Origin of the sequence: Sphingomonas sp. PvP018, from assembly GCF_017876865.1 — a bacterium.
Classification (GTDB): domain Bacteria; phylum Pseudomonadota; class Alphaproteobacteria; order Sphingomonadales; family Sphingomonadaceae; genus Sphingomonas; species Sphingomonas aerolata.
The window spans coordinates 1,409,775-1,426,183 of sequence record NZ_JAGIOU010000001.1 but is presented as its reverse complement, the minus strand read 5'-3'; the positions used below and the strand labels follow the sequence as shown (position 1 = coordinate 1,426,183).

Annotated in this window: 22 protein-coding genes and 1 tRNA gene; 17 read left to right on the top strand and 6 right to left on the bottom strand. The window is 66.3% G+C overall.

Annotated elements, in window-relative coordinates; translation table 11 throughout:
* Positions 1-38 precede the first annotated feature (38 nt).
* The 5 genes from J3A66_RS06095 to J3A66_RS06075 all read left to right on the top strand — a co-directional run bounded on the left by J3A66_RS06095 (position 39) and on the right by J3A66_RS06075 (position 3,611).
* Positions 39-1,262: a M23 family metallopeptidase gene (locus tag J3A66_RS06095; RefSeq protein ID WP_209567761.1), complete on the top strand. Its 1,224-nt coding sequence runs from the start codon at positions 39-41 to the stop codon at positions 1,260-1,262.
* 88 nt (positions 1,263-1,350) lie between these two features.
* The gene (erpA, locus tag J3A66_RS06090; protein ID WP_031394554.1) at positions 1,351-1,689 is read left to right on the top strand and encodes an iron-sulfur cluster insertion protein ErpA; all 339 of its coding nucleotides are present in this window, start codon (positions 1,351-1,353) and stop codon (positions 1,687-1,689) included.
* Positions 1,690-1,695: 6 nt separating this feature from the next.
* Positions 1,696-2,466: an exodeoxyribonuclease III gene (gene xth, locus J3A66_RS06085; protein ID WP_166747595.1), complete on the top strand. Its 771-nt coding sequence runs from the start codon at positions 1,696-1,698 to the stop codon at positions 2,464-2,466.
* The gene (locus J3A66_RS06080; protein WP_209567759.1) at positions 2,463-3,272 is read left to right on the top strand and encodes a transporter; all 810 of its coding nucleotides are present in this window, start codon (positions 2,463-2,465) and stop codon (positions 3,270-3,272) included. Before xth ends, J3A66_RS06080 begins: the two co-directional genes overlap by 4 nt.
* Positions 3,273-3,611 (top strand): hypothetical protein, encoded by a 339-nt coding sequence (locus J3A66_RS06075; protein WP_209567757.1) that lies wholly within the window; start codon positions 3,273-3,275, stop codon positions 3,609-3,611.
* Positions 3,612-3,613: 2 nt separating this feature from the next.
* Here J3A66_RS06075 and J3A66_RS06070 read toward each other — a convergent pair whose 3' ends face one another.
* Entirely contained in the window at positions 3,614-4,486 is an 873-nt protein-coding gene (locus tag J3A66_RS06070; RefSeq protein WP_348634001.1) for a methyltransferase domain-containing protein, read from the bottom strand.
* Positions 4,487-4,527: 41 nt separating this feature from the next.
* Between J3A66_RS06070 and J3A66_RS06065 the strand changes: the two genes are divergently transcribed.
* The 4 genes from J3A66_RS06065 to J3A66_RS06050 are packed head-to-tail and all read left to right on the top strand — an operon-like array spanning position 4,528 to position 6,797.
* A complete protein-coding gene (locus tag J3A66_RS06065; protein ID WP_245336712.1) occupies positions 4,528-5,256 on the top strand; it encodes a ComF family protein in 729 nt (242 codons plus the stop codon).
* A gap of 31 nt (positions 5,257-5,287) precedes the next feature.
* Positions 5,288-5,542, top strand: a complete 255-nt coding sequence (gene grxC, locus J3A66_RS06060; RefSeq protein ID WP_031396302.1) for a glutaredoxin 3 — start codon at positions 5,288-5,290, stop codon at positions 5,540-5,542.
* A complete protein-coding gene (locus tag J3A66_RS06055; protein WP_209567750.1) occupies positions 5,542-6,369 on the top strand; it encodes a carbon-nitrogen hydrolase family protein in 828 nt (275 codons plus the stop codon). The genes grxC and J3A66_RS06055 overlap by 1 nt, the downstream gene beginning before the upstream one ends.
* Positions 6,366-6,797, top strand: coding sequence for a DUF1178 family protein (locus J3A66_RS06050; RefSeq protein WP_192139844.1), 432 nt, complete (start codon positions 6,366-6,368; stop codon positions 6,795-6,797). The genes J3A66_RS06055 and J3A66_RS06050 overlap by 4 nt, the downstream gene beginning before the upstream one ends.
* An 18-nt stretch (positions 6,798-6,815) precedes the next feature.
* Here J3A66_RS06050 and J3A66_RS06045 read toward each other — a convergent pair whose 3' ends face one another.
* The 3 genes from J3A66_RS06045 to J3A66_RS06035 form a co-directional block, all read right to left on the bottom strand.
* Positions 6,816-8,255, bottom strand: coding sequence for an oligosaccharide flippase family protein (locus J3A66_RS06045; protein ID WP_209567748.1), 1,440 nt, complete (start codon positions 8,253-8,255; stop codon positions 6,816-6,818).
* Between the two features lie 82 nt (positions 8,256-8,337).
* A complete protein-coding gene (locus tag J3A66_RS06040) occupies positions 8,338-9,306 on the bottom strand; it encodes a glycosyltransferase family 2 protein (RefSeq protein ID WP_209567746.1) in 969 nt (322 codons plus the stop codon).
* 200 nt (positions 9,307-9,506) lie between these two features.
* The gene (locus J3A66_RS06035; protein WP_209567744.1) at positions 9,507-10,202 is read right to left on the bottom strand and encodes a hypothetical protein; all 696 of its coding nucleotides are present in this window, start codon (positions 10,200-10,202) and stop codon (positions 9,507-9,509) included.
* Positions 10,203-10,442: 240 nt separating this feature from the next.
* Between J3A66_RS06035 and J3A66_RS06030 the strand changes: the two genes are divergently transcribed.
* Positions 10,443-10,519, top strand: a tRNA-Arg gene (locus J3A66_RS06030).
* A gap of 178 nt (positions 10,520-10,697) precedes the next feature.
* On the opposite strand, the gene J3A66_RS06025 is transcribed toward J3A66_RS06030, so the two are convergent.
* Complete coding sequence (locus tag J3A66_RS06025) at positions 10,698-10,958, bottom strand: SWIB/MDM2 domain-containing protein (RefSeq protein ID WP_031394799.1); 261 nt, start codon at positions 10,956-10,958, stop codon at positions 10,698-10,700.
* A gap of 48 nt (positions 10,959-11,006) precedes the next feature.
* Positions 11,007-11,210 carry a DUF2945 domain-containing protein gene (locus J3A66_RS06020; RefSeq protein WP_031394798.1) on the bottom strand — a complete coding sequence of 68 codons (204 nt, stop codon included), beginning with the start codon at positions 11,208-11,210 and terminating at the stop codon, positions 11,007-11,009.
* A 118-nt stretch (positions 11,211-11,328) separates the two neighbouring features.
* Here J3A66_RS06020 and J3A66_RS06015 point away from each other — a divergent pair, with 118 nt between their 5' ends.
* From J3A66_RS06015 to J3A66_RS05985, 7 genes are all read left to right on the top strand, one after another.
* Entirely contained in the window at positions 11,329-12,435 is a 1,107-nt protein-coding gene (locus J3A66_RS06015; RefSeq protein WP_031439099.1) for an S-(hydroxymethyl)glutathione dehydrogenase/class III alcohol dehydrogenase, read from the top strand.
* A gap of 10 nt (positions 12,436-12,445) precedes the next feature.
* On the top strand, positions 12,446-12,829 hold the full coding sequence (locus tag J3A66_RS06010) for a VOC family protein (RefSeq protein WP_056680240.1): 384 nt from the start codon (positions 12,446-12,448) through the stop codon (positions 12,827-12,829).
* Positions 12,829-13,668, top strand: coding sequence for an S-formylglutathione hydrolase (gene fghA / locus J3A66_RS06005; protein WP_209567742.1), 840 nt, complete (start codon positions 12,829-12,831; stop codon positions 13,666-13,668). The genes J3A66_RS06010 and fghA overlap by 1 nt, the downstream gene beginning before the upstream one ends.
* Positions 13,669-13,841: 173 nt before the next feature.
* Positions 13,842-14,468, top strand: coding sequence for a GTP cyclohydrolase I FolE (gene folE, locus J3A66_RS06000; protein WP_081874053.1), 627 nt, complete (start codon positions 13,842-13,844; stop codon positions 14,466-14,468).
* Entirely contained in the window at positions 14,465-15,238 is a 774-nt protein-coding gene (locus J3A66_RS05995; RefSeq protein ID WP_209567740.1) for an SDR family NAD(P)-dependent oxidoreductase, read from the top strand. Before folE ends, J3A66_RS05995 begins: the two co-directional genes overlap by 4 nt.
* A complete protein-coding gene (locus tag J3A66_RS05990; RefSeq protein WP_209567737.1) occupies positions 15,231-15,587 on the top strand; it encodes a dihydroneopterin aldolase in 357 nt (118 codons plus the stop codon). Before J3A66_RS05995 ends, J3A66_RS05990 begins: the two co-directional genes overlap by 8 nt.
* Before the next feature lie 105 nt (positions 15,588-15,692).
* The gene (locus tag J3A66_RS05985; protein WP_209567736.1) at positions 15,693-16,370 is read left to right on the top strand and encodes a type 1 glutamine amidotransferase domain-containing protein; all 678 of its coding nucleotides are present in this window, start codon (positions 15,693-15,695) and stop codon (positions 16,368-16,370) included.
* Positions 16,371-16,409 lie beyond the last annotated feature (39 nt).

The following is a 16,409-nucleotide window of genomic DNA, read 5'->3' as shown; positions in this document are numbered from 1 at the left end:
CCGTTTGCGATCCGGCTCCTGTTTTTTGTCGGGGACCAATGGTCGATATCACCGTTTCCGCTGCAGCCTTAGCCAACCGCGCAGCCTTTCGTATCAAGACGCTCTTCGCCGCGCGGGACCTGACGGTTCACGACGGCCACTCGGTCCGCCGGGTTCGCCTGGGCAGCCGCAAGCAGGCAGCGATGGCGGCACTCAGCGCCGTGACGCTCGGTTTTTCCGGCTATGGTGCCGCGCAGGCAGCCTATGGCGCCGCAGCCGCGACCGGCGTCGTTGCCGCACCCGATTCCGAACTCCAGGTCGCGCAGATGGAGCGCCGCATCGGTGAGATGCAGGCACGCGTCGCGACCATTCGCCAGACCGCCGCAGCGCACGCCGCGCGCGTCGAACAGCGCCAGCAGCTGATCACCGCCGCGCTGACCGGCAAGGGCGACACCAAGGCGATGGCGCTGGCGACGCTAGCGATCGACCCCGCGCCCGACGCGCTGGCAGCCGATGTCGTCAAGCCGCTGGTCAAGGTCGAAGGCCGCCAGCGCGTTCTCGCCGACGCGGCGCAGTCGGTTCTCGATCAGCGCTATGCCGACACCACCGACACCGTGCGCAAGCTCGGCCTGCGTCCCGAACGCGTTGCTGCTGCCGCCAAGCGCACTCAAGCGAGCAAGCAGGCCGCCATGGGCGGACCGCTGGTCGCCGCCGACAGCCCCGAGGCGCTGGCCGATGTCCGCGCCGACGCCCAGTTCCGCACGCTGTTCCAGACCTGGAAGAAGCTCGACACGCTGCAGCAGGGGGTGATCGCGATCCCTTCGGTCCAGCCGGTCCATCTGCTGTCGTTCACCAGCAATTTCGGCATCCGCTCGGATCCGTTCCGCGGGACTGCCGCGATGCATGCCGGCGTCGACATTCCGGGTCCGGTCGGCACGCCGATCTACGCCACGGCTGACGGCATCGTCTCGCATGCCGGTCGTCAGGGCGGCTATGGCAATCTCGTCGAGCTCAATCATGGCAAGGGCATCGCGACCCGGTACGGCCATCTCTCGAAGATCCTCGTCGGCGACAATGCCCGGGTGACGCGCGGCCAGCTGATCGCGCTGATGGGCTCGACCGGTCGCTCGACCGGCCCGCATCTTCATTATGAAGTCCGGATCGATGGTCATGCCGTGAACCCGATCCCGTTCCTCACGACCGCCGACTACCTTCTCGCCGCGCAGGATCGCTCGGTCGGTGCCATCCCGGTCTCGACGGACGGTCCGGCGGCGCAGGACTGAGGCGCACGGTTTTCTATCAAGCCCTGTCCGCGGTTCTCCGCGGCAGGGCGAGGTTGCCGCGGATAGCGGGACCGCCTATCTCGGGACCATGGCAACTCTGGCTCCCGACATCATCCTGACCCCCTCCGCCGCGGCGCGCGTCGCCGCTATTGCTGCCCGACAGGGCAAGCCGGCGATCCTGCGCCTTTCGGTCGATGGCGGTGGCTGTTCGGGGTTCCAGTACAAGTTCGGTTTCGCCGATGCGGCCGAGGCGGATGACGTGGTCGCCGAACGCGACGGCGTCCGGCTGGTCGTCGACAGCGTCAGCATCGATCTCGTCCGCGGTTGCGCGGTCGACTATGTCGAGTCGCTCGCCGGCGCGGCGTTCCGCGTGGAAAATCCCAATGCAGCCTCGGGCTGCGGTTGCGGCTCGAGCTTTTCGGTCTGACGCCCGGTGAAGATCGTCACGTACAACATCAACGGGATCAAGGCCCGTCTCCCGCGGCTGCTCGAATATCTTGCCGAAGAGCAGCCCGAAATCGTCTGTCTGCAGGAACTCAAGACCAGCGACGAAACCTTTCCGGCCGCGGAGATCGAGGCGGCGGGGTACGGTGTTGTTTGGCATGGGCAAAAGGCCTGGAACGGCGTGGCGATCCTAGCCAAGGGCCAGACCCCCAGGCTCCGGCAACGCGGCCTCGAAGGCGAGCCCGAGGACGAGCACAGCCGCTATATCGAGGCCGAGGTCGACGGGCTGACGATCGCCGCGCTGTATCTGCCCAATGGCAATCCGCAGCCGGGCCCGAAATTCGACTATAAACTGCGCTGGATGACGCGGCTCGCGGCGCGCGCGCGCGTGCTGCTGGCCGAGGAGGTACCCGCCATCCTCGCGGGCGATTACAACGTGATCGCGAATGACGACGACACGTTTTCGGTGTCGCGGATGCAGGACGATGCGCTGATGCAGCCCGAAAGCCGCAGCGCCTATCGCGCGCTGCTCGGGCAGGGCTGGACCGATGCCCTTCGGACGCAGTTCCCCAAGGGGGGCGTGTGGACCTTCTGGGATTATCAGGCGGGCGCGTGGCAGCGCGACGCGGGCTTCCGCATCGATCATCTGCTGCTCAGCCCGCAGGCGGCCGACCGGATGATCGATGCCGGTGTCGACAAGGCCTATCGCGGCCGCGAGAAGGCGAGCGATCATGCCCCGACCTGGGTCCGCCTGCGATGAACGCACCGGCGGGGCGGCTTGCTGCGGGTGTGCTGGCGACTCTGCTATTGGCCTGTTCGACCCAGGTTCGTGCGCAGGAGCGGGACTATTGCCCTGAACGCCCGGGGATCGATACGCCCGCCTGCACCATGGAAAAAGGCCGCGTCTCGGTTGAAACCGCGCTCGCCGACTGGACGCGCGACGACGGGGCGGGCTCGCGCGAGGACAATGTCCTGATCGCCGATACGCTGGTCCGGGTCGGGGTCAGCGACACGGTCGAGGCACGGGTGGGATGGACGCCGTTCGGCCATGACCGGACGCGCGACGAAACGGGGATCGACGTCGCGGACCGCATCGGCGACGTCTCACTGAGCATGAAGGCAAGCCTGAGCCATCCCGACGGCAAGGGCCTGTCGATCGCCGTCCTGCCGTTCGTGACGCTGCCCGTCGGCCGGTCGCCGGTCGGTGATGGCGACTGGGGCAGCGGGTTGCTGCTGCCGGTGACATTCGAAATGTCCGACACGGTGTCGCTCGACCTGACACCCGAAGTCGATGCCGCGGTCGACGATGACGGCCATGGCCGGCACCTGGCCTATAGCAGCGCGGTCGGCCTCGCCTTCACGCTCGACAAGGCGGTGACGCTGAATGCCGAGCTGCAGGCTCTGCGCGACGATGACCCGTCCGGCCGCAGCACCCAGGCACTGGCCGCGCTTTCGCTTGCCTGGATGGTCCGCGACGATCTTCAGTTTGACATTTTCGGGGCGGCGGGCTTGACCCATGATACCCCCGACGCGCGGCTTTATGCGGGGGTGGCGCGGAGGTTCTAGATGATCGCGGTGCTGATCGGACTGCAGGCCGTCGCTGGCCCTCCGCTGCCGCGCGAACTTCGCCCCCCGGTCGCCCGGGCGGCGACCCCCTGTCCCGTGACGCCGCCCGGTGGCGAGATCGTCGTCTGTGGCCGGCCGACCGACCAGCGTCTTGCACGGCTCCCCACGCCGCCGGTCAACGCACCCGATGCACCGATGACGTTCCGGCTGCCGGGCGGCGGGACGGGCAACGTCCACGCAGTCCAGAGCACGCTGCCGGGGGCAACCGGATCCGGGGCGGTGGTCACGCTGCGCATCCCGTTCGGTCCGGGTCGCCGAGCGGCCGACCCCGCCCGTTAGGCTCAGGTCGGGTCGCGGGGCCGGGTCCGCAGTGCATCGCTGAGCGAGGCGGTACCGCTGCCGCGTCGCGCCGGCTTGGGCTGTGACGGGGCGGGGGACCAGCCGGTGAGGAAGATGATCTCGAACCGTTCGGCAGTCCGCCCGTCCGCGTCGGCGAGATCGGCAAAGGCCTGTGCGAGCCCCGCCAGCGCTTGCCGGCCGAGTGCGCTGCGCCCCGCGAGCACGTTCGTCGCCGCCATCCCGCGAAGATCGCCGAGCAGTCGCCCGACATCGCGGTAGCCGACGTTCAGCGTCTCGATGTCCGCCACCGGCAACGCGAACCCCGCGCGCATCAGCAGATCGCCCGCCGAACGGACGTCGATCTGCGGATGCAGCCGCGCGGCGGGTCGCTCCGCCTCCGCCACCCGCAACGCCTGGCGAAGTGCCGGCAGGCTCCCGGCCCCGACGAACGCGCCGAGGAACAGTCCATCCGGGCGCAGCACGCGGCGGATCAGCGACAGCGCGCCGGGCAGGTCGTTGACCTGGTCGAGCACGCCCGCGCTGACGACGAGGTCGAACGATGCGTCAGCAAAGGGCAGCCGGTCCTCGTCGGCCTGGACGCCGCCCGCTTGCGCGGCAAAGCCATGGCCCGCATCGCAGCGTACGACCCGTGCTCCCGAGGGCGCGACGAACGCGCCGTCGAAACAGCCGAGATCGAGAATGTCGGCAAAGTCCCGCGTCACCGCATCGAGCCGCTCGGCGATCCCGTCGAGCATCGTCGCGCGCACGAAATCCGCGTCGGCATAGGCAGCGCGCGCGCGGTCGCGGCGCTGGCGGCGGGCGACCCGGTCGAAGATTTCCGGGGCGCTGCCTTGGCTGGGGTCTGGGATCTGCACGCCGCGCTTGTGCCGTCTGCATGCTTTGACGACAAGGGCGGATGCGGTTGCTCGATCCGATTGGCGCGGTGATCCGGCTGGCGCTGCCGCCGCGCTGCCCCGGCTGCGGCAGTCCGGTGGCGGCGGACCATCGGTTCTGCGCAAGCTGCTGGAACGGCCTGCACTTTCTCGGTCCGCCCTGGTGTGCCGCGTGCAACCGGCCCTTCGCGCATGATCGCGGCGACGGCGCATTGTGCGCCGCGTGCCTCACCCAGCCGCCGCGTCACGCGGGCGTCCGCGCCGTGGTCGCCTATGGACCGGTGGCACGCGGCCTAGCGCTGCGGTTGAAATATGGTGGCCGAACCGCGTTCGCCGCGACGATGGCGCGCGCCATGCACCGGCTCATGCCCGAGCAGGCGGCGCTGATCGTGCCCGTGCCGCTGCACCGCTGGCGGCTCTGGTCGCGCGGGTTCAACCAGGCGGCGCTCATCGCGACGACGCTCGCGAACCTGTCGACCGTGCCCGCCGACTTGAATGTCCTCGTCCGGACGCGGCAAACGACCGTGCTGCGCGGGCTCGGCAGGCGTCAGCGCGGCAGGGCGGTGGCGGGCGCCTTCGCCGTCGCGGCGGGCGGGCGCGACCGGCTGCGCGGCAGGGCGGTCGTGCTGATCGACGACATCTATGCGAGCGGGGCGACGAGCGCGGCGTGCACGGGCGCGCTGCTCGCGGCGGGGGCTGAATCGGTGACGATCCTGTGCTGGGCGCGTGTTCTGGACGACACCGATTATTGACAAGCGCGCGGTCAGACCACACCTGAAAATAATGGCTAAAGTTGAAATCTACATCAAGCAATTCTGCCCCTATTGCACGCGGGCGATGAAGCTCCTTGCCGCCAAGGGCGTCGAACCTGAAACGTTCGACGTGACGATGGGCGGGCCGAAGAAGAAGGAGATGGTCGAGCGCTCGGGCGGTCGCATGACCATGCCGCAGGTGTTCATCGACGGGAAGCATATCGGCGGGTCTGACGACCTTGCCGCACTCGATGCCCGGGGTGGGCTCGACCCGCTCCTGGCCTGATGCCCCGCATCGCGCTTTTGCAGATGACCAGCGGGATCGATCCCGCGGTCAATGCTGCAACGCTGATCGCTGCGATCCGGTCGGCGGCAGGGCAGGGCGCGGTGATGCTGTTCACCCCGGAAATGTCGGGTCTGATCGACCGCGATCGCGCGCGGGCCGCCGCGTCGATCGTGGCGGAGGCCGACGATACTGTGCTCGCTCGCGTCTGCGCCGCTGCGGCCGAGGCGGCGATCTGGGTGCATCTTGGCTCGCTCGCCGTCCGCCGGGCAGACGGCCGGTTTGCCAATCGCGGGTTCGTGATCGATCCGGCGGGCAGTATCCGCGCGCGCTACGACAAGCTCCACCTCTTCGATGTCGATCTGCCGACGGGAGAAAGCTGGCGTGAATCCGCGGCCTATGCCGCGGGGGACGCGGCGATCGTCACGCAGACGCCGATCGGCATGCTGGGCGCATCGATCTGTTATGACCTGCGCTTTCCCGACCTGTACCGCGCAATGAGCGATGCCGGCGCGACGGTCCTTTCGGTCCCGGCGGCGTTCACCAGGCCGACGGGGGCCGCGCATTGGCATGTCCTGCTCCGCGCCCGGGCGATCGAATCGGCCTCCTACGTCGTCGCCGCGGCGCAGACCGGCGTCCACGCCGATGGTCGCGCGACCTATGGCCATTCGCTGGTCATCGATCCCTGGGGCACGGTCGTGCTCGACATGGGTGAGGCGGCAGGGCTCGGCTATGCCGAGATCAGCCCCGACAGCGTGACGGACGTCCGCGCCAGGATCCCGGCGCTCGAACATCGGCGGCCGATCCCCTCCGTGGCTGTGATCCGGTGATCGTCTTCGACCTGAAATGCGGCACCGGGCATGTGTTCGAGGCGTGGTTCGGCTCGAGCGCGGCCTATGAGGCGCAGCGCGCAGCCCGTCAGGTCGAATGCCCGCTCTGCGGCGATGCCGAGGTGGGCAAGGCGGTGATGGCGCCGGCCGTCTCGGGCAAGGGCAACCGCGTGCCCGAGGGGCCGACGCCTGCGCGGATGAAGGCGATGTTGACGATGCTGGCATCGAAACAGGCCGAACTGCTCGCGTCATCGCGGTGGGTCGGCGGCGCCTTCGCGGATCGCGCGCGCGCGATGCACCTGGGCGACGAGGCCCCCGAACCGATCCACGGCCAGGCGAGCCTCGCCGAGGCCAGGGCGCTGGTCGAGGACGGCGTCGCCGTGCTGCCGCTGCCCCTCCCGGTCACGCCACCCGATACGATCAACTAAAGATGGGGTCGCCCGGCCTTACCCCGTAACGCGCGCGAGCACTGGTTTCAGCGCGGACTTGATCTCGAAGAACAACGGATGCTTCAGCAGCCGCAGCGCGATGCCCCACAGGGCGATGCCGATGCCGACGGCCAGGACGATCGGGACCAGCGGCGTCGTCGCGGCCCAGCCATGCCAGGCCATGACGATGATCGCCGGCGCGATCGCGACGCTGGTGGCCATTCCGCTGCGCAGATAGATGGCGAACATGTCCCGGTACTGGCTGTCCGTGATCCGGCGAATATGCGGCATGTAGAGCACGCAGGCAAAAATCGCATCGATGACCTTCGCCATCGCGGCGGCCTCGATGCTGATGAAGCAGGCTGCCGAGAATACGACGAAGCCGACGATGCTGCGCACGAACTCGAAGCGTGCCTGACGGCCGGTTTCGTCGGCGATGATGAACAGATCCCACGCCATCGCGATGGCGGTGTTGAACACGCCGACGACGCACAGGATCGACAGGCACATCGCGATCGAAACCCATTTCGCGCCATAGATGAGCAGCACGAACGGCCCCGACAGCACGCCAAGCCCCAGGAAAGTCGGCCACATCAGCGCGGTGAACAGGGCCAGCGCGTTCTGATAGCGCGGCCCGATCGGCAAGCCGGCGCGGATCCCCGCGGCAAAATCGACGAACATGATGCGGCAGATCACCAGGAACACGCTGTCCCACAACATGCTGAAAATGTTGCCGGACCTGGAATATAAGCCGAGCGCGGCCAACCCCAGCAAGCGGCCGAGCGCCATATCCTGCAACCGCGAGAAGACCCGGGAAATGCCCAGCGTGGCGAGCACGTTGATGCTGAACCGATGCACGTCGCGCCAGTTGTCGAACCCGACCCTGACCCTGGCATGATGCGGCGCGAGGCCGATCGCCATCACGGTGCTGATCAAGGCGGCGATGATCTGCCCATAGGCAAAGCTCATATAGCTCTGGCCCGCGACCGCGAAGGCCACGGTGGCGATCGTGCCCGACGCCGTCGCCAGCATCTTGATGATCGACACGGCTTTGAAATCGCCGTCACGCTCGAGCAACGTCAGGGGCATGAAGCCGGCGGCCGTGATGATCGGGATTATCGCCAGACAGAACAACACGGGCCGGACGGCAGGCTCGTTGAAGACCGCACCGCTCACCAGGCCGAACCCGGCAATGATGAAGGCCAGGACGATTGCGACGCCGAGATTGATGCTGAAGACGGTCGACGACAATTCTGCCGTAAGATTCTTCTCGCGGATGAGATAATTGTTCAATCCGAGCGACTGAATGATGGAGATCAGTCCGCTGGCCGCAAAGGCGACAGCGAAAATGCCGACCTCGTACGGGGTGAGGATGCGCGCCAATACGACCGAGCTGACCAGCTGGAGTATGAAATATATTGCCTGCGAACCGGCCATCCATCCAATTGACTTGCGCATACGCATCGTCTCGGGCTCACTCTATCACTGTCGTTGCGAAGTATACGGCTTGGGGTATGCGCGCACGCGATGCGCGGCGGCGCTAGCGGATCAGTCGTGCGACCTTCCTGATCGCGCGCCCGGCATATTGCCGCACGATGAAGGGATGTCCAAGGAACAGCCGGATGGCCTGGACGCGCTTGCCTGACTGCACCGCGTGGCGGAATCCGTTCAAGGTCTCGAGCCGGCCAAGCGCCTGTTGGCGATCGTGCAATAGCGAGACCAGCCGACCGTCATCGACGACGTCGGAGCGTTTCGCCAGCGATTCGCTCATCGCGATCTGCGCCGTATAATCGACGGTCGTCTGGCTTTTGCCCGATGTGCGCAGCGTCCAGACATAGCCGGGTTGCGGGGTAATGACGAACTTTGCCCCGCACAGCATGGCATCGAAATACATCTTGAAGTCTTCACCATGGCGGATGGCCGGATCATAGCGAATAGCGTGGTCTTCGAGAAACTGACGGCGGAACATCGGTTTGAGCAAGCCATAGTCCATGTCCTGGTTGAACGGCCGGGCCGCCGCAACGAAGGCATAACGGTCAATCTCGGTGGCGGACCGGATCGCCTGGATTTGCGGTGGGCTCAACGCCGCCTGGGCCTCGTCCAGAAATCGCACATTGTCCGCAACCATATCGGCGGCAAACGCACCGGCCACGTCGAGGAGGTGCCGCAACCGGCCGGGTTCGAACGCGTCATCAGCATCGAGCACGGCGATCCACGGCGCGCGAGCCGCCGCAAATCCCGCATTGCGCGCTGCCGATGGGCCGCCGTTCCGGTCGAGCCGGACCACGGAGAGGTTTGCGACATGACCATAGCGCGCCGTCACGGTTGCGTGCGTGTCATCAGGACAATGATCGTCGACGACGATCACTTCGAGCGCGACGCCGGTCTGGGACAGGGCAGAGTCGATCGCCTTGCCGATGAACTGGGCCGCACGATAAGCCGGGATCACGACGCAGATCTCGGGCGTATTCATCGGAACTGCGCTCGTCGGCGAAACGCTATTTGGCATCTTCGAAGTCCTGGATTGAGCCGCCAAATGCGTACTTTACGGGCCTTAAGCGGACGTCCGCTCGAATTGCAAGACACCGCGGGCAGCTAACCAAGGTCAAGACGGGACAGGTCAAATCCATGCCGCGTCGTGGATGATCGCGCGATTGGCAACACGTCGCCGTGCTCCCGTGTCAGCGACGTGGAGCGGCTCAGTTGTCGCTAAGCAACCTCAAGCGCATCGTGCGGCATCATGCCCCTTGTCACGTGCGGCACGATCATACGGCCGAAAATGCCCCATATGGCGAGGATGAGCGTCAGACTTATCAGTTCGCCGCCATCTTCTACGAGCGTGCTGATCGTCTGGAAATGCGCGGCGCCGATCAGCATCTCATGGAGCTTGTCGACGACCACGGCGAAGAACGCGGTGACGCAGAAACCGAAGAGCAGCATGAGTGCGGGGGCGATGCGATCGCGGGCAAGCCTGACCATGCCCAACAGGGTTAGCGCCAGGGGAATGCCGCTCAAGATTGCCTGTGCGAGAATTTCGCCATGAGGTCCGATCACGGCATACTGCGACAGTACCGCGCCGAAATGCTCGTGAAGCCGCAGCGAGTCGTCGGCGAGTACCACCAGAAACAGGAGCGCGTAGGCCGCGTAGAAAAGCTCCTTCGCGTGGAGAAACGCATAGAGCGCGAGGCCGATGATCGTCAGTTCCTTGAGATATCCCCAGATCTCCATCAACGATCCGTCGACGGACGAGTAGAGCAGCTGACCATAGAGCATGCTCTCCGTCACATTCGCGTGCTCGACATAGGCCCAGCGCAGGAACATCCCGAGTATGACAAGGTCGATCGCTAGAATGACCCCCAGGCCGATCAGCATGGGTTTTGCAGCCGTGGCGATCATTTTTTTCATCACGGCCCCCAATTACCCTGTCACAAAACTGTAATGCGTTTGTTAACAGTTGCATAGGTGGTTTGAATGATGCGCCTTTTCGACGGCCTAGCCTGTTTGGGCAGGGCACAGGTTCGCGATCCAGCGTTCGCCCGACTTTCCGCCGCGCAGATTAGGGTCTGGCTGTCATAATCGCCTGCGTCGGCGGACGCGCGCAGTCTGGACCGACGGGAATGGGGCTAGTATGGACGTCACGTGCGTGGCCCCGTAGCTCAGCCGGATAGAGCACCAGATTCCTAATCTGGGGGCCAGTGGTTCAAATCCACTCGGGGTCACCACCACCGACATTATCAAGCGATCCGCCGCCTGCGGGCATCGCGACACGCGTCAGGGATGTAGATTGGCCGGCGACCGGGGTTGTCGTCTGACGCGGCCGGGTCGCGAGGGGTCAGGAGCAATCAGGCGACGTTGACCCCTCCGCGGAGGTGGCAACGTCGCCTGGCGTCCCGGTCAGGCTTAGGCCTTGACGTGCTGCGAGATGTACTTGTTCATCTCGAACATGGTGCACTTGTCACGGCCGAAGACCTTCTTCAGCTTCTCGTCGGCGAGGATCTCGCGCTTGTTCTCAGGGTTCTGCAGATTGTGGGCCTTGATATAGACCCAGACCTTGCTGATCACTTCGCTGCGCGGGAGCTTGTCGTTACCGACGATCTCGCCGAGCTCGGGAGAGGGCTGGACGGGGGCGTGGATGCCGCCGGTCTTGGGAGCTGTAGCCATAAGCATTCCTTCCTGTTCGCATGCGTGCGTTAGGCACTGCACGCGTGGTCACGCCTTGTTGAGCGCGCCCGCCTTGTGCGCTGCCTTGCCGCCATTGTCACTCTTTACGATGAATTGCGGCTCGTCCTTGGACGCGCGGACGGTGTGGCCCTTGATCGTCGTGTCGCTGGTCTGCTTCTTTTCGACCGTGCCGTGCGCGGTGCCGCCGGGGGATTTCCAGGTGACCTCGTCGCCCTTTTTCGGATCCTTCATCACACCATCTCCTTGATATTCAACGATCAAGCGCAGAGGTGCGGGTTTTGTTGCATGATCCGCGGTTGCAGACCCAGGGGCTGCGGTTCATCTGATGCGCCACCAAGGAGACCCATGCATGAAGACCCGCGCCGCCGTAGCCTTCGAGGCGAAAAAACCGCTCGAGATCGTCGAGCTCGACCTCGAGGGACCCAAATCCGGCGAAGTTCTGGTCGAAATCATGGCCACGGGCATCTGTCACACCGATGCCTACACGCTCGACGGACTTGATTCGGAAGGCCTTTTCCCGAGCGTGCTGGGGCATGAAGGGGCGGGCATCGTCCGCGAGATCGGCGCGGGCGTGACCAGCGTCGCGGTCGGCGATCACGTCATCCCGCTCTACACCCCCGAATGCCGCCAGTGTAAGTCGTGCCTGAGCCAGAAGACCAATCTGTGCACCGCGATCCGCGCGACGCAGGGGAAAGGGCTGATGCCCGACGGCACGACGCGGTTCAGCTACAAGGGCCAGCCGATCTTCCATTACATGGGCTGCTCGACCTTTTCGAACTTCACCGTGCTGCCCGAGATCGCACTGGCCAAGATCCGCCCCGACGCGCCGTTCGACACCTCCTGCTATGTCGGTTGCGGCGTGACGACGGGTGTCGGCGCGGTCGTCCACACCGCGAAGGTCCAGCCCGGCGATACGGTCGTGGTGTTCGGGCTCGGCGGGATCGGGCTGAACGTGATCCAGGGCGCGCGACTGGCGGGCGCAGGGATGATCGTCGGCGTCGACATCAATCCCGACCGCGAGGAATGGGGTCGCCGCTTCGGCATGACGCATTTCGCCAACCCGAAGGATGTGGGCGACATCGTCCAGCATATCGTCGCTTTGACCGACGGCGGCGCGGATTACACGTTCGACGCGACGGGCAACACGACCGTCATGCGCCAGGCGCTCGAGGCGTGTCATCGCGGCTGGGGCACCTCGATCGTGATCGGCGTGGCCGAGGCGGGCAAGGAGATCAGCACGCGGCCGTTCCAGCTCGTCACCGGACGCAACTGGCGCGGGACCGCGTTCGGTGGCGCGCGGGGACGTACTGACACGCCCAAGATCGTCGACTGGTATATGGACGGCAAGATCGAGATCGACCCGATGATCACGCACCGCCTGACGCTCGACGAGATCAACAAGGGGTTCGACCTGATGCACGCCGGCGAGAGCATCCGCTCCGTCGTGATCTACTGAGGAATACGCCATGTTTAGCCATGTCATGCTCGGCGCCGACGATATCGCGGCATCGAAAGCGTTTTACGACGCGAGCCTGGGTGCCCTTGGCGTGCCCGAGGGCGTCGTCGATGAGTGGGGCCGGCTCGTCTATGCGCACGCTGGCGGCCGCTTCCTGCTGACCAAGCCGATCGACGGGCAGCCGGCCACCCACGGCAATGGCAGCACGATGGGGTTCGTCGCGGCCTCGCCCGAGGCGGCCGACGCCTGGCATGCCGCGGGGCTCGCGCATGGCGGCACCGCCTGCGAGGATCCGCCCGGCGTCCGGCACGGCACCGCAGGTCGCACCCTGTATCTGGCGTATCTGCGCGACCCGTCGGGCAACAAGCTCTGCGCCGCTCACCGGGTCGCGTGATGGAGACGCTATCGACCAGCACGGCGTTCGGCGGCACGCAGGGCGTCTATCGCCACGCGTCGACCGCGACCGGCACCGACATGACCTTTGCCGTCTATATCCCGCCGCACGCGCCGGATGCGCGCTTGCCGGTTCTGTGGTTCCTGTCGGGGCTGACCTGCACGCATGCCAATGTCATGGACAAGGGCGAGTATCGCCGCGCCTGCGCAGAGCACGGCGTGATCCTGATCGCGCCCGACACGAGTCCGCGCGGAGAGGGGGTTCCCGACGACGACGCCTATGATTTCGGCCAGGGCGCGGGCTTCTACGTCGATGCGACCGAGCAGCCCTGGGCCGCGAACTTCAACATGAAGCGCTATGTCGAGGACGAACTCCCCGCGCTGATCGCGGCGGAGTTTCCGATGGCGGACATGACGCGGCAGGGGATCACCGGGCACTCGATGGGCGGGCATGGCGCGCTGACGATCGCGCTGCGCAATCCCGACCGGTTCCGCAGCGTGTCGGCCTTCGCGCCGATCGTCGCGCCGCTGCACTGCCCCTGGGGTGAAAAGGCGCTCACGGGCTATCTGGGGCCGGACCGTGCCGACTGGCGTGCTTACGACGCGTGTGCGCTGATCGCCGATGGCGCGCGGGTGGCCGACATCCTCGTCGATCAGGGGGAGGCCGACGGCTTCCTCGACGAACAGCTGAAGCCGGCGCTGCTGGCGGACGCGTGCGCGGCGGCGGGGATCGACCTGACGTTGCGGATGCAGCCGGGGTACGACCATAGCTATAATTTCATATCGACCTTCATGCCGGATCATGTCGCCTGGCATGCGGAACGGCTGCGGCGCGCCTGACACGCCGTAACGCAAGCGATATGATGTGGCCCTTGTGTTCGGGCCGCGGACGGCCGCATGGCGCGCGGCGGGCGGGAGTCCGCTGCGATATTGTCGATATTATGATACCTCGGTCGGGCTTTCGTACCGAGGACCTTGCACGCCGGCCTGCGGCGGAATGATGGAGCGCTGTGATGATCGCCGAAACGCCTTTTGCGGATGCCGAGCCGGCCGTCGGCCCGGATGGCAAGCTGATCGTTCCGCAGGAGGTCGAGGCGGCGATCCGGACGCTGATCCGCTGGACCGGCGACGATCCGACGCGCGAAGGGCTGGTCGACACCCCGCGCCGGGTCGCGCGCGCGTGGAAGGAATATTGCGCGGGCTATGGCGACGATCCGGCGCGGCATCTCGAACGCGTGTTCGAGGAGGTCGGCGGCTATGACGAGATCGTCCTGCTGAAGGATATCCCGTTCCAGTCGCATTGCGAGCATCACATGGCGCCGATCATCGGCAAGGCGCACATCGCCTATCTGCCGCGCAACCATGTCGTCGGCATCTCGAAGCTGGCGCGCGTGCTGCACGGCTTTGCCCGCCGGTTGCAGGTGCAGGAGCGGCTGACCGCGGAGGTGGCCGACTGCATCTGGGAGCAGCTAAAGCCGCAGGGCGTCGCGGTCGTGATCGAGGCGACGCATGCCTGCATGGCGGCGCGCGGCGTTCGGACGCCGGGGGTGACGATGGTCACCAGCCGGATGATGGGCGTGTTCCGCGAGGACGAGCGCAGCCGCAAGGAGGTGCTGTCGCTGATGGGCGCGCGCGCATGATCCGAACCGTCCTGGTCACCGGCGGGGCGAAGCGCTTGGGCGCTGCGATCGTCCGGCGGCTGGCGGCGGACGGGCATGCGGTGGTCGTGCATCAGGGGCACTCGCCCAAGGAGGCCGCGGCGCTGGTCGACGAGATCGTCGCGACCGGCGGCCGCGCGGCGGCGGTCGAGGGTGATCTGAGCGATCTGCACGGGGTCGGCGATCTGTTCGCGGCGGCGCGGGGCGCGATCGGCGGTCCGATCGACGGGCTGGTCAATTGCGCATCGAAGTTCGCGTTCGATCGACCGCCCGCGGTCGATCCTGCGCTGTTCGCCGAGCTCGCTGCGATCAACTGCGGCGCGCCGGTGCTGCTCGCCTCGGCGCTGGCGTCGCAGGAGGATGTCCGTGACGGCGCGATCGTCAATCTGCTCGACCAGAAGGTCGTCAACCTTAACCCCGATTTCTTCTCCTATAGCTGCGGCAAGATCGCGCTGGAGGGGGCGACGGTGATGCTGGCGCAGGCGCTGGGCCCCCGGATCAGCGTCAACGCGGTCTCGCCAGGGCTGACGCTGCCGAGCGGTGACCAGACCGCCGCGGAATTCGAGGCAGTGGCGAGCGACAACCTGCTCCAGCGCCCGGTCGGGGCGAAGGCGGTCGCGGATGCGGTCGCATGGCTGCTGACGGCTAGGGGCGTGACCGGGCAGAATATGTTCGTCGATTGTGGCCAACGGTTTCTGGCGCGCGACGGCGACGTGATGTTCGATCGGGACCATGGGGGGCGACATGGCTGAGTTTACGACGATCCTCGATGGGCTCGACGTCATGATGCGGCTCGGGATCCACCCGCATGAGGTGGCGCCGCAACGCGTGGTCGTATCGGTCGAGATGACGGTGGTGTATCCGGGGCCGCTTGGCGAGGACGCGATCGGCGAGGTGCTCGATTACGACTTCGTCCGCGCCGGGATCCTGGCGATGGCGGCGGAGCGTCCGTTCGCGTTGCAGGAGACGCTGTGCGAGGCGATTGCGGCGCTGTGCCTGGGTGACGCGCGGGTGAGGCGGGTCGAGGTCGAGACGATGAAGACCGACATCTACCCCGATGCCGCGATCGGGTGCCGGATCGTGCGGGAGCGTGCGATCTAGTGGAGGCAATAGTCCCACGACCGGGCGCATTTGGTGCCCATGAGCGGCGCCGATCCCGGCGCCGGCTCGTTCCCTGCCCATAACCCCCTCATTCGGAGACTTATGGTGAACATTCTCGTCGTCCTTACCTCGCATGCCGATCTCGGCGATACCGGCCGCAAGACCGGCTTCTGGCTCGAAGAGCTTGCCGCACCCTATTATGTGTTCAAGGATGCCGGCGCGTCCATCACGCTCGCCTCGCCGGCCGGTGGCCAGCCGCCGCTCGATCCGAGCAGCGCGAAGCCCGACGCGCAGACCGATGCGACGCGCCGGTTCGAGGGGGACGCGGAGGCCAGCGCAGCGCTCGCCGACACGCGGAAACTGTCCGAAATGAAGATCGCCGACTTCGACGCGGTGTTCTATCCAGGCGGTCACGGTCCGCTCTGGGATCTCGCCAACGACCCGGCGTCTATCGCGCTGATCGAGACGACCATCGGCGCGGGCAAGCCCGTCGCGCTGGTCTGTCATGCGCCCGGCGTGCTGCGCGACGTGAAGGCGGCCGATGGCTCGCCGCTGGTGAAGGGGAAGACGGTCACCGGCTTCACCAACAGCGAAGAGGCCGCGGTCGGGCTCAGCGATATCGTGCCGTTCCTCGTCGAGGACATGCTCGCCCAGCAGGGAGGCAAATATTCGAAGACCGCCGACTGGGGCGTGCATGTCGTCGAGGACGGCCTGCTGATCACCGGGCAGAACCCCGCATCGTCGGAAAAGGCAGCCCAGACGCTAATGGCGAAGCTCGCCTGAAAGAACGGCCACCGGCTTGACCGGTGGCCGCCCTTCCGG

Excerpts from the sequence above, each read along its gene's own strand:
- J3A66_RS06095 (WP_209567761.1), top strand. The coding sequence starts at position 39 with ATGGTCGATATCACCGTTTCCGCTGCAGCCTTAGCCAACCGCGCAGCC.
- erpA (WP_031394554.1), top strand. The coding sequence starts at position 1,351 with ATGGCAACTCTGGCTCCCGACATCATCCTGACCCCCTCCGCCGCGGCG.
- J3A66_RS06080 (WP_209567759.1), top strand. The coding sequence starts at position 2,463 with ATGAACGCACCGGCGGGGCGGCTTGCTGCGGGTGTGCTGGCGACTCTG.
- J3A66_RS06075 (WP_209567757.1), top strand. The coding sequence starts at position 3,273 with ATGATCGCGGTGCTGATCGGACTGCAGGCCGTCGCTGGCCCTCCGCTG.
- J3A66_RS06065 (WP_245336712.1), top strand. The coding sequence starts at position 4,528 with ATGCGGTTGCTCGATCCGATTGGCGCGGTGATCCGGCTGGCGCTGCCG.
- grxC (WP_031396302.1), top strand. The coding sequence starts at position 5,288 with ATGGCTAAAGTTGAAATCTACATCAAGCAATTCTGCCCCTATTGCACG.
- J3A66_RS06055 (WP_209567750.1), top strand. The coding sequence starts at position 5,542 with ATGCCCCGCATCGCGCTTTTGCAGATGACCAGCGGGATCGATCCCGCG.
- J3A66_RS06045 (WP_209567748.1), bottom strand. The coding sequence starts at position 8,255 with ATGCGCAAGTCAATTGGATGGATGGCCGGTTCGCAGGCAATATATTTC.
- J3A66_RS06040 (WP_209567746.1), bottom strand. The coding sequence starts at position 9,306 with ATGCCAAATAGCGTTTCGCCGACGAGCGCAGTTCCGATGAATACGCCC.
- J3A66_RS06035 (WP_209567744.1), bottom strand. The coding sequence starts at position 10,202 with ATGAAAAAAATGATCGCCACGGCTGCAAAACCCATGCTGATCGGCCTG.
- J3A66_RS06025 (WP_031394799.1), bottom strand. The coding sequence starts at position 10,958 with ATGGCTACAGCTCCCAAGACCGGCGGCATCCACGCCCCCGTCCAGCCC.
- J3A66_RS06020 (WP_031394798.1), bottom strand. The coding sequence starts at position 11,210 with ATGAAGGATCCGAAAAAGGGCGACGAGGTCACCTGGAAATCCCCCGGC.
- J3A66_RS06015 (WP_031439099.1), top strand. The coding sequence starts at position 11,329 with ATGAAGACCCGCGCCGCCGTAGCCTTCGAGGCGAAAAAACCGCTCGAG.
- J3A66_RS06010 (WP_056680240.1), top strand. The coding sequence starts at position 12,446 with ATGTTTAGCCATGTCATGCTCGGCGCCGACGATATCGCGGCATCGAAA.
- fghA (WP_209567742.1), top strand. The coding sequence starts at position 12,829 with ATGGAGACGCTATCGACCAGCACGGCGTTCGGCGGCACGCAGGGCGTC.
- folE (WP_081874053.1), top strand. The coding sequence starts at position 13,842 with ATGATCGCCGAAACGCCTTTTGCGGATGCCGAGCCGGCCGTCGGCCCG.
- J3A66_RS05995 (WP_209567740.1), top strand. The coding sequence starts at position 14,465 with ATGATCCGAACCGTCCTGGTCACCGGCGGGGCGAAGCGCTTGGGCGCT.
- J3A66_RS05990 (WP_209567737.1), top strand. The coding sequence starts at position 15,231 with ATGGCTGAGTTTACGACGATCCTCGATGGGCTCGACGTCATGATGCGG.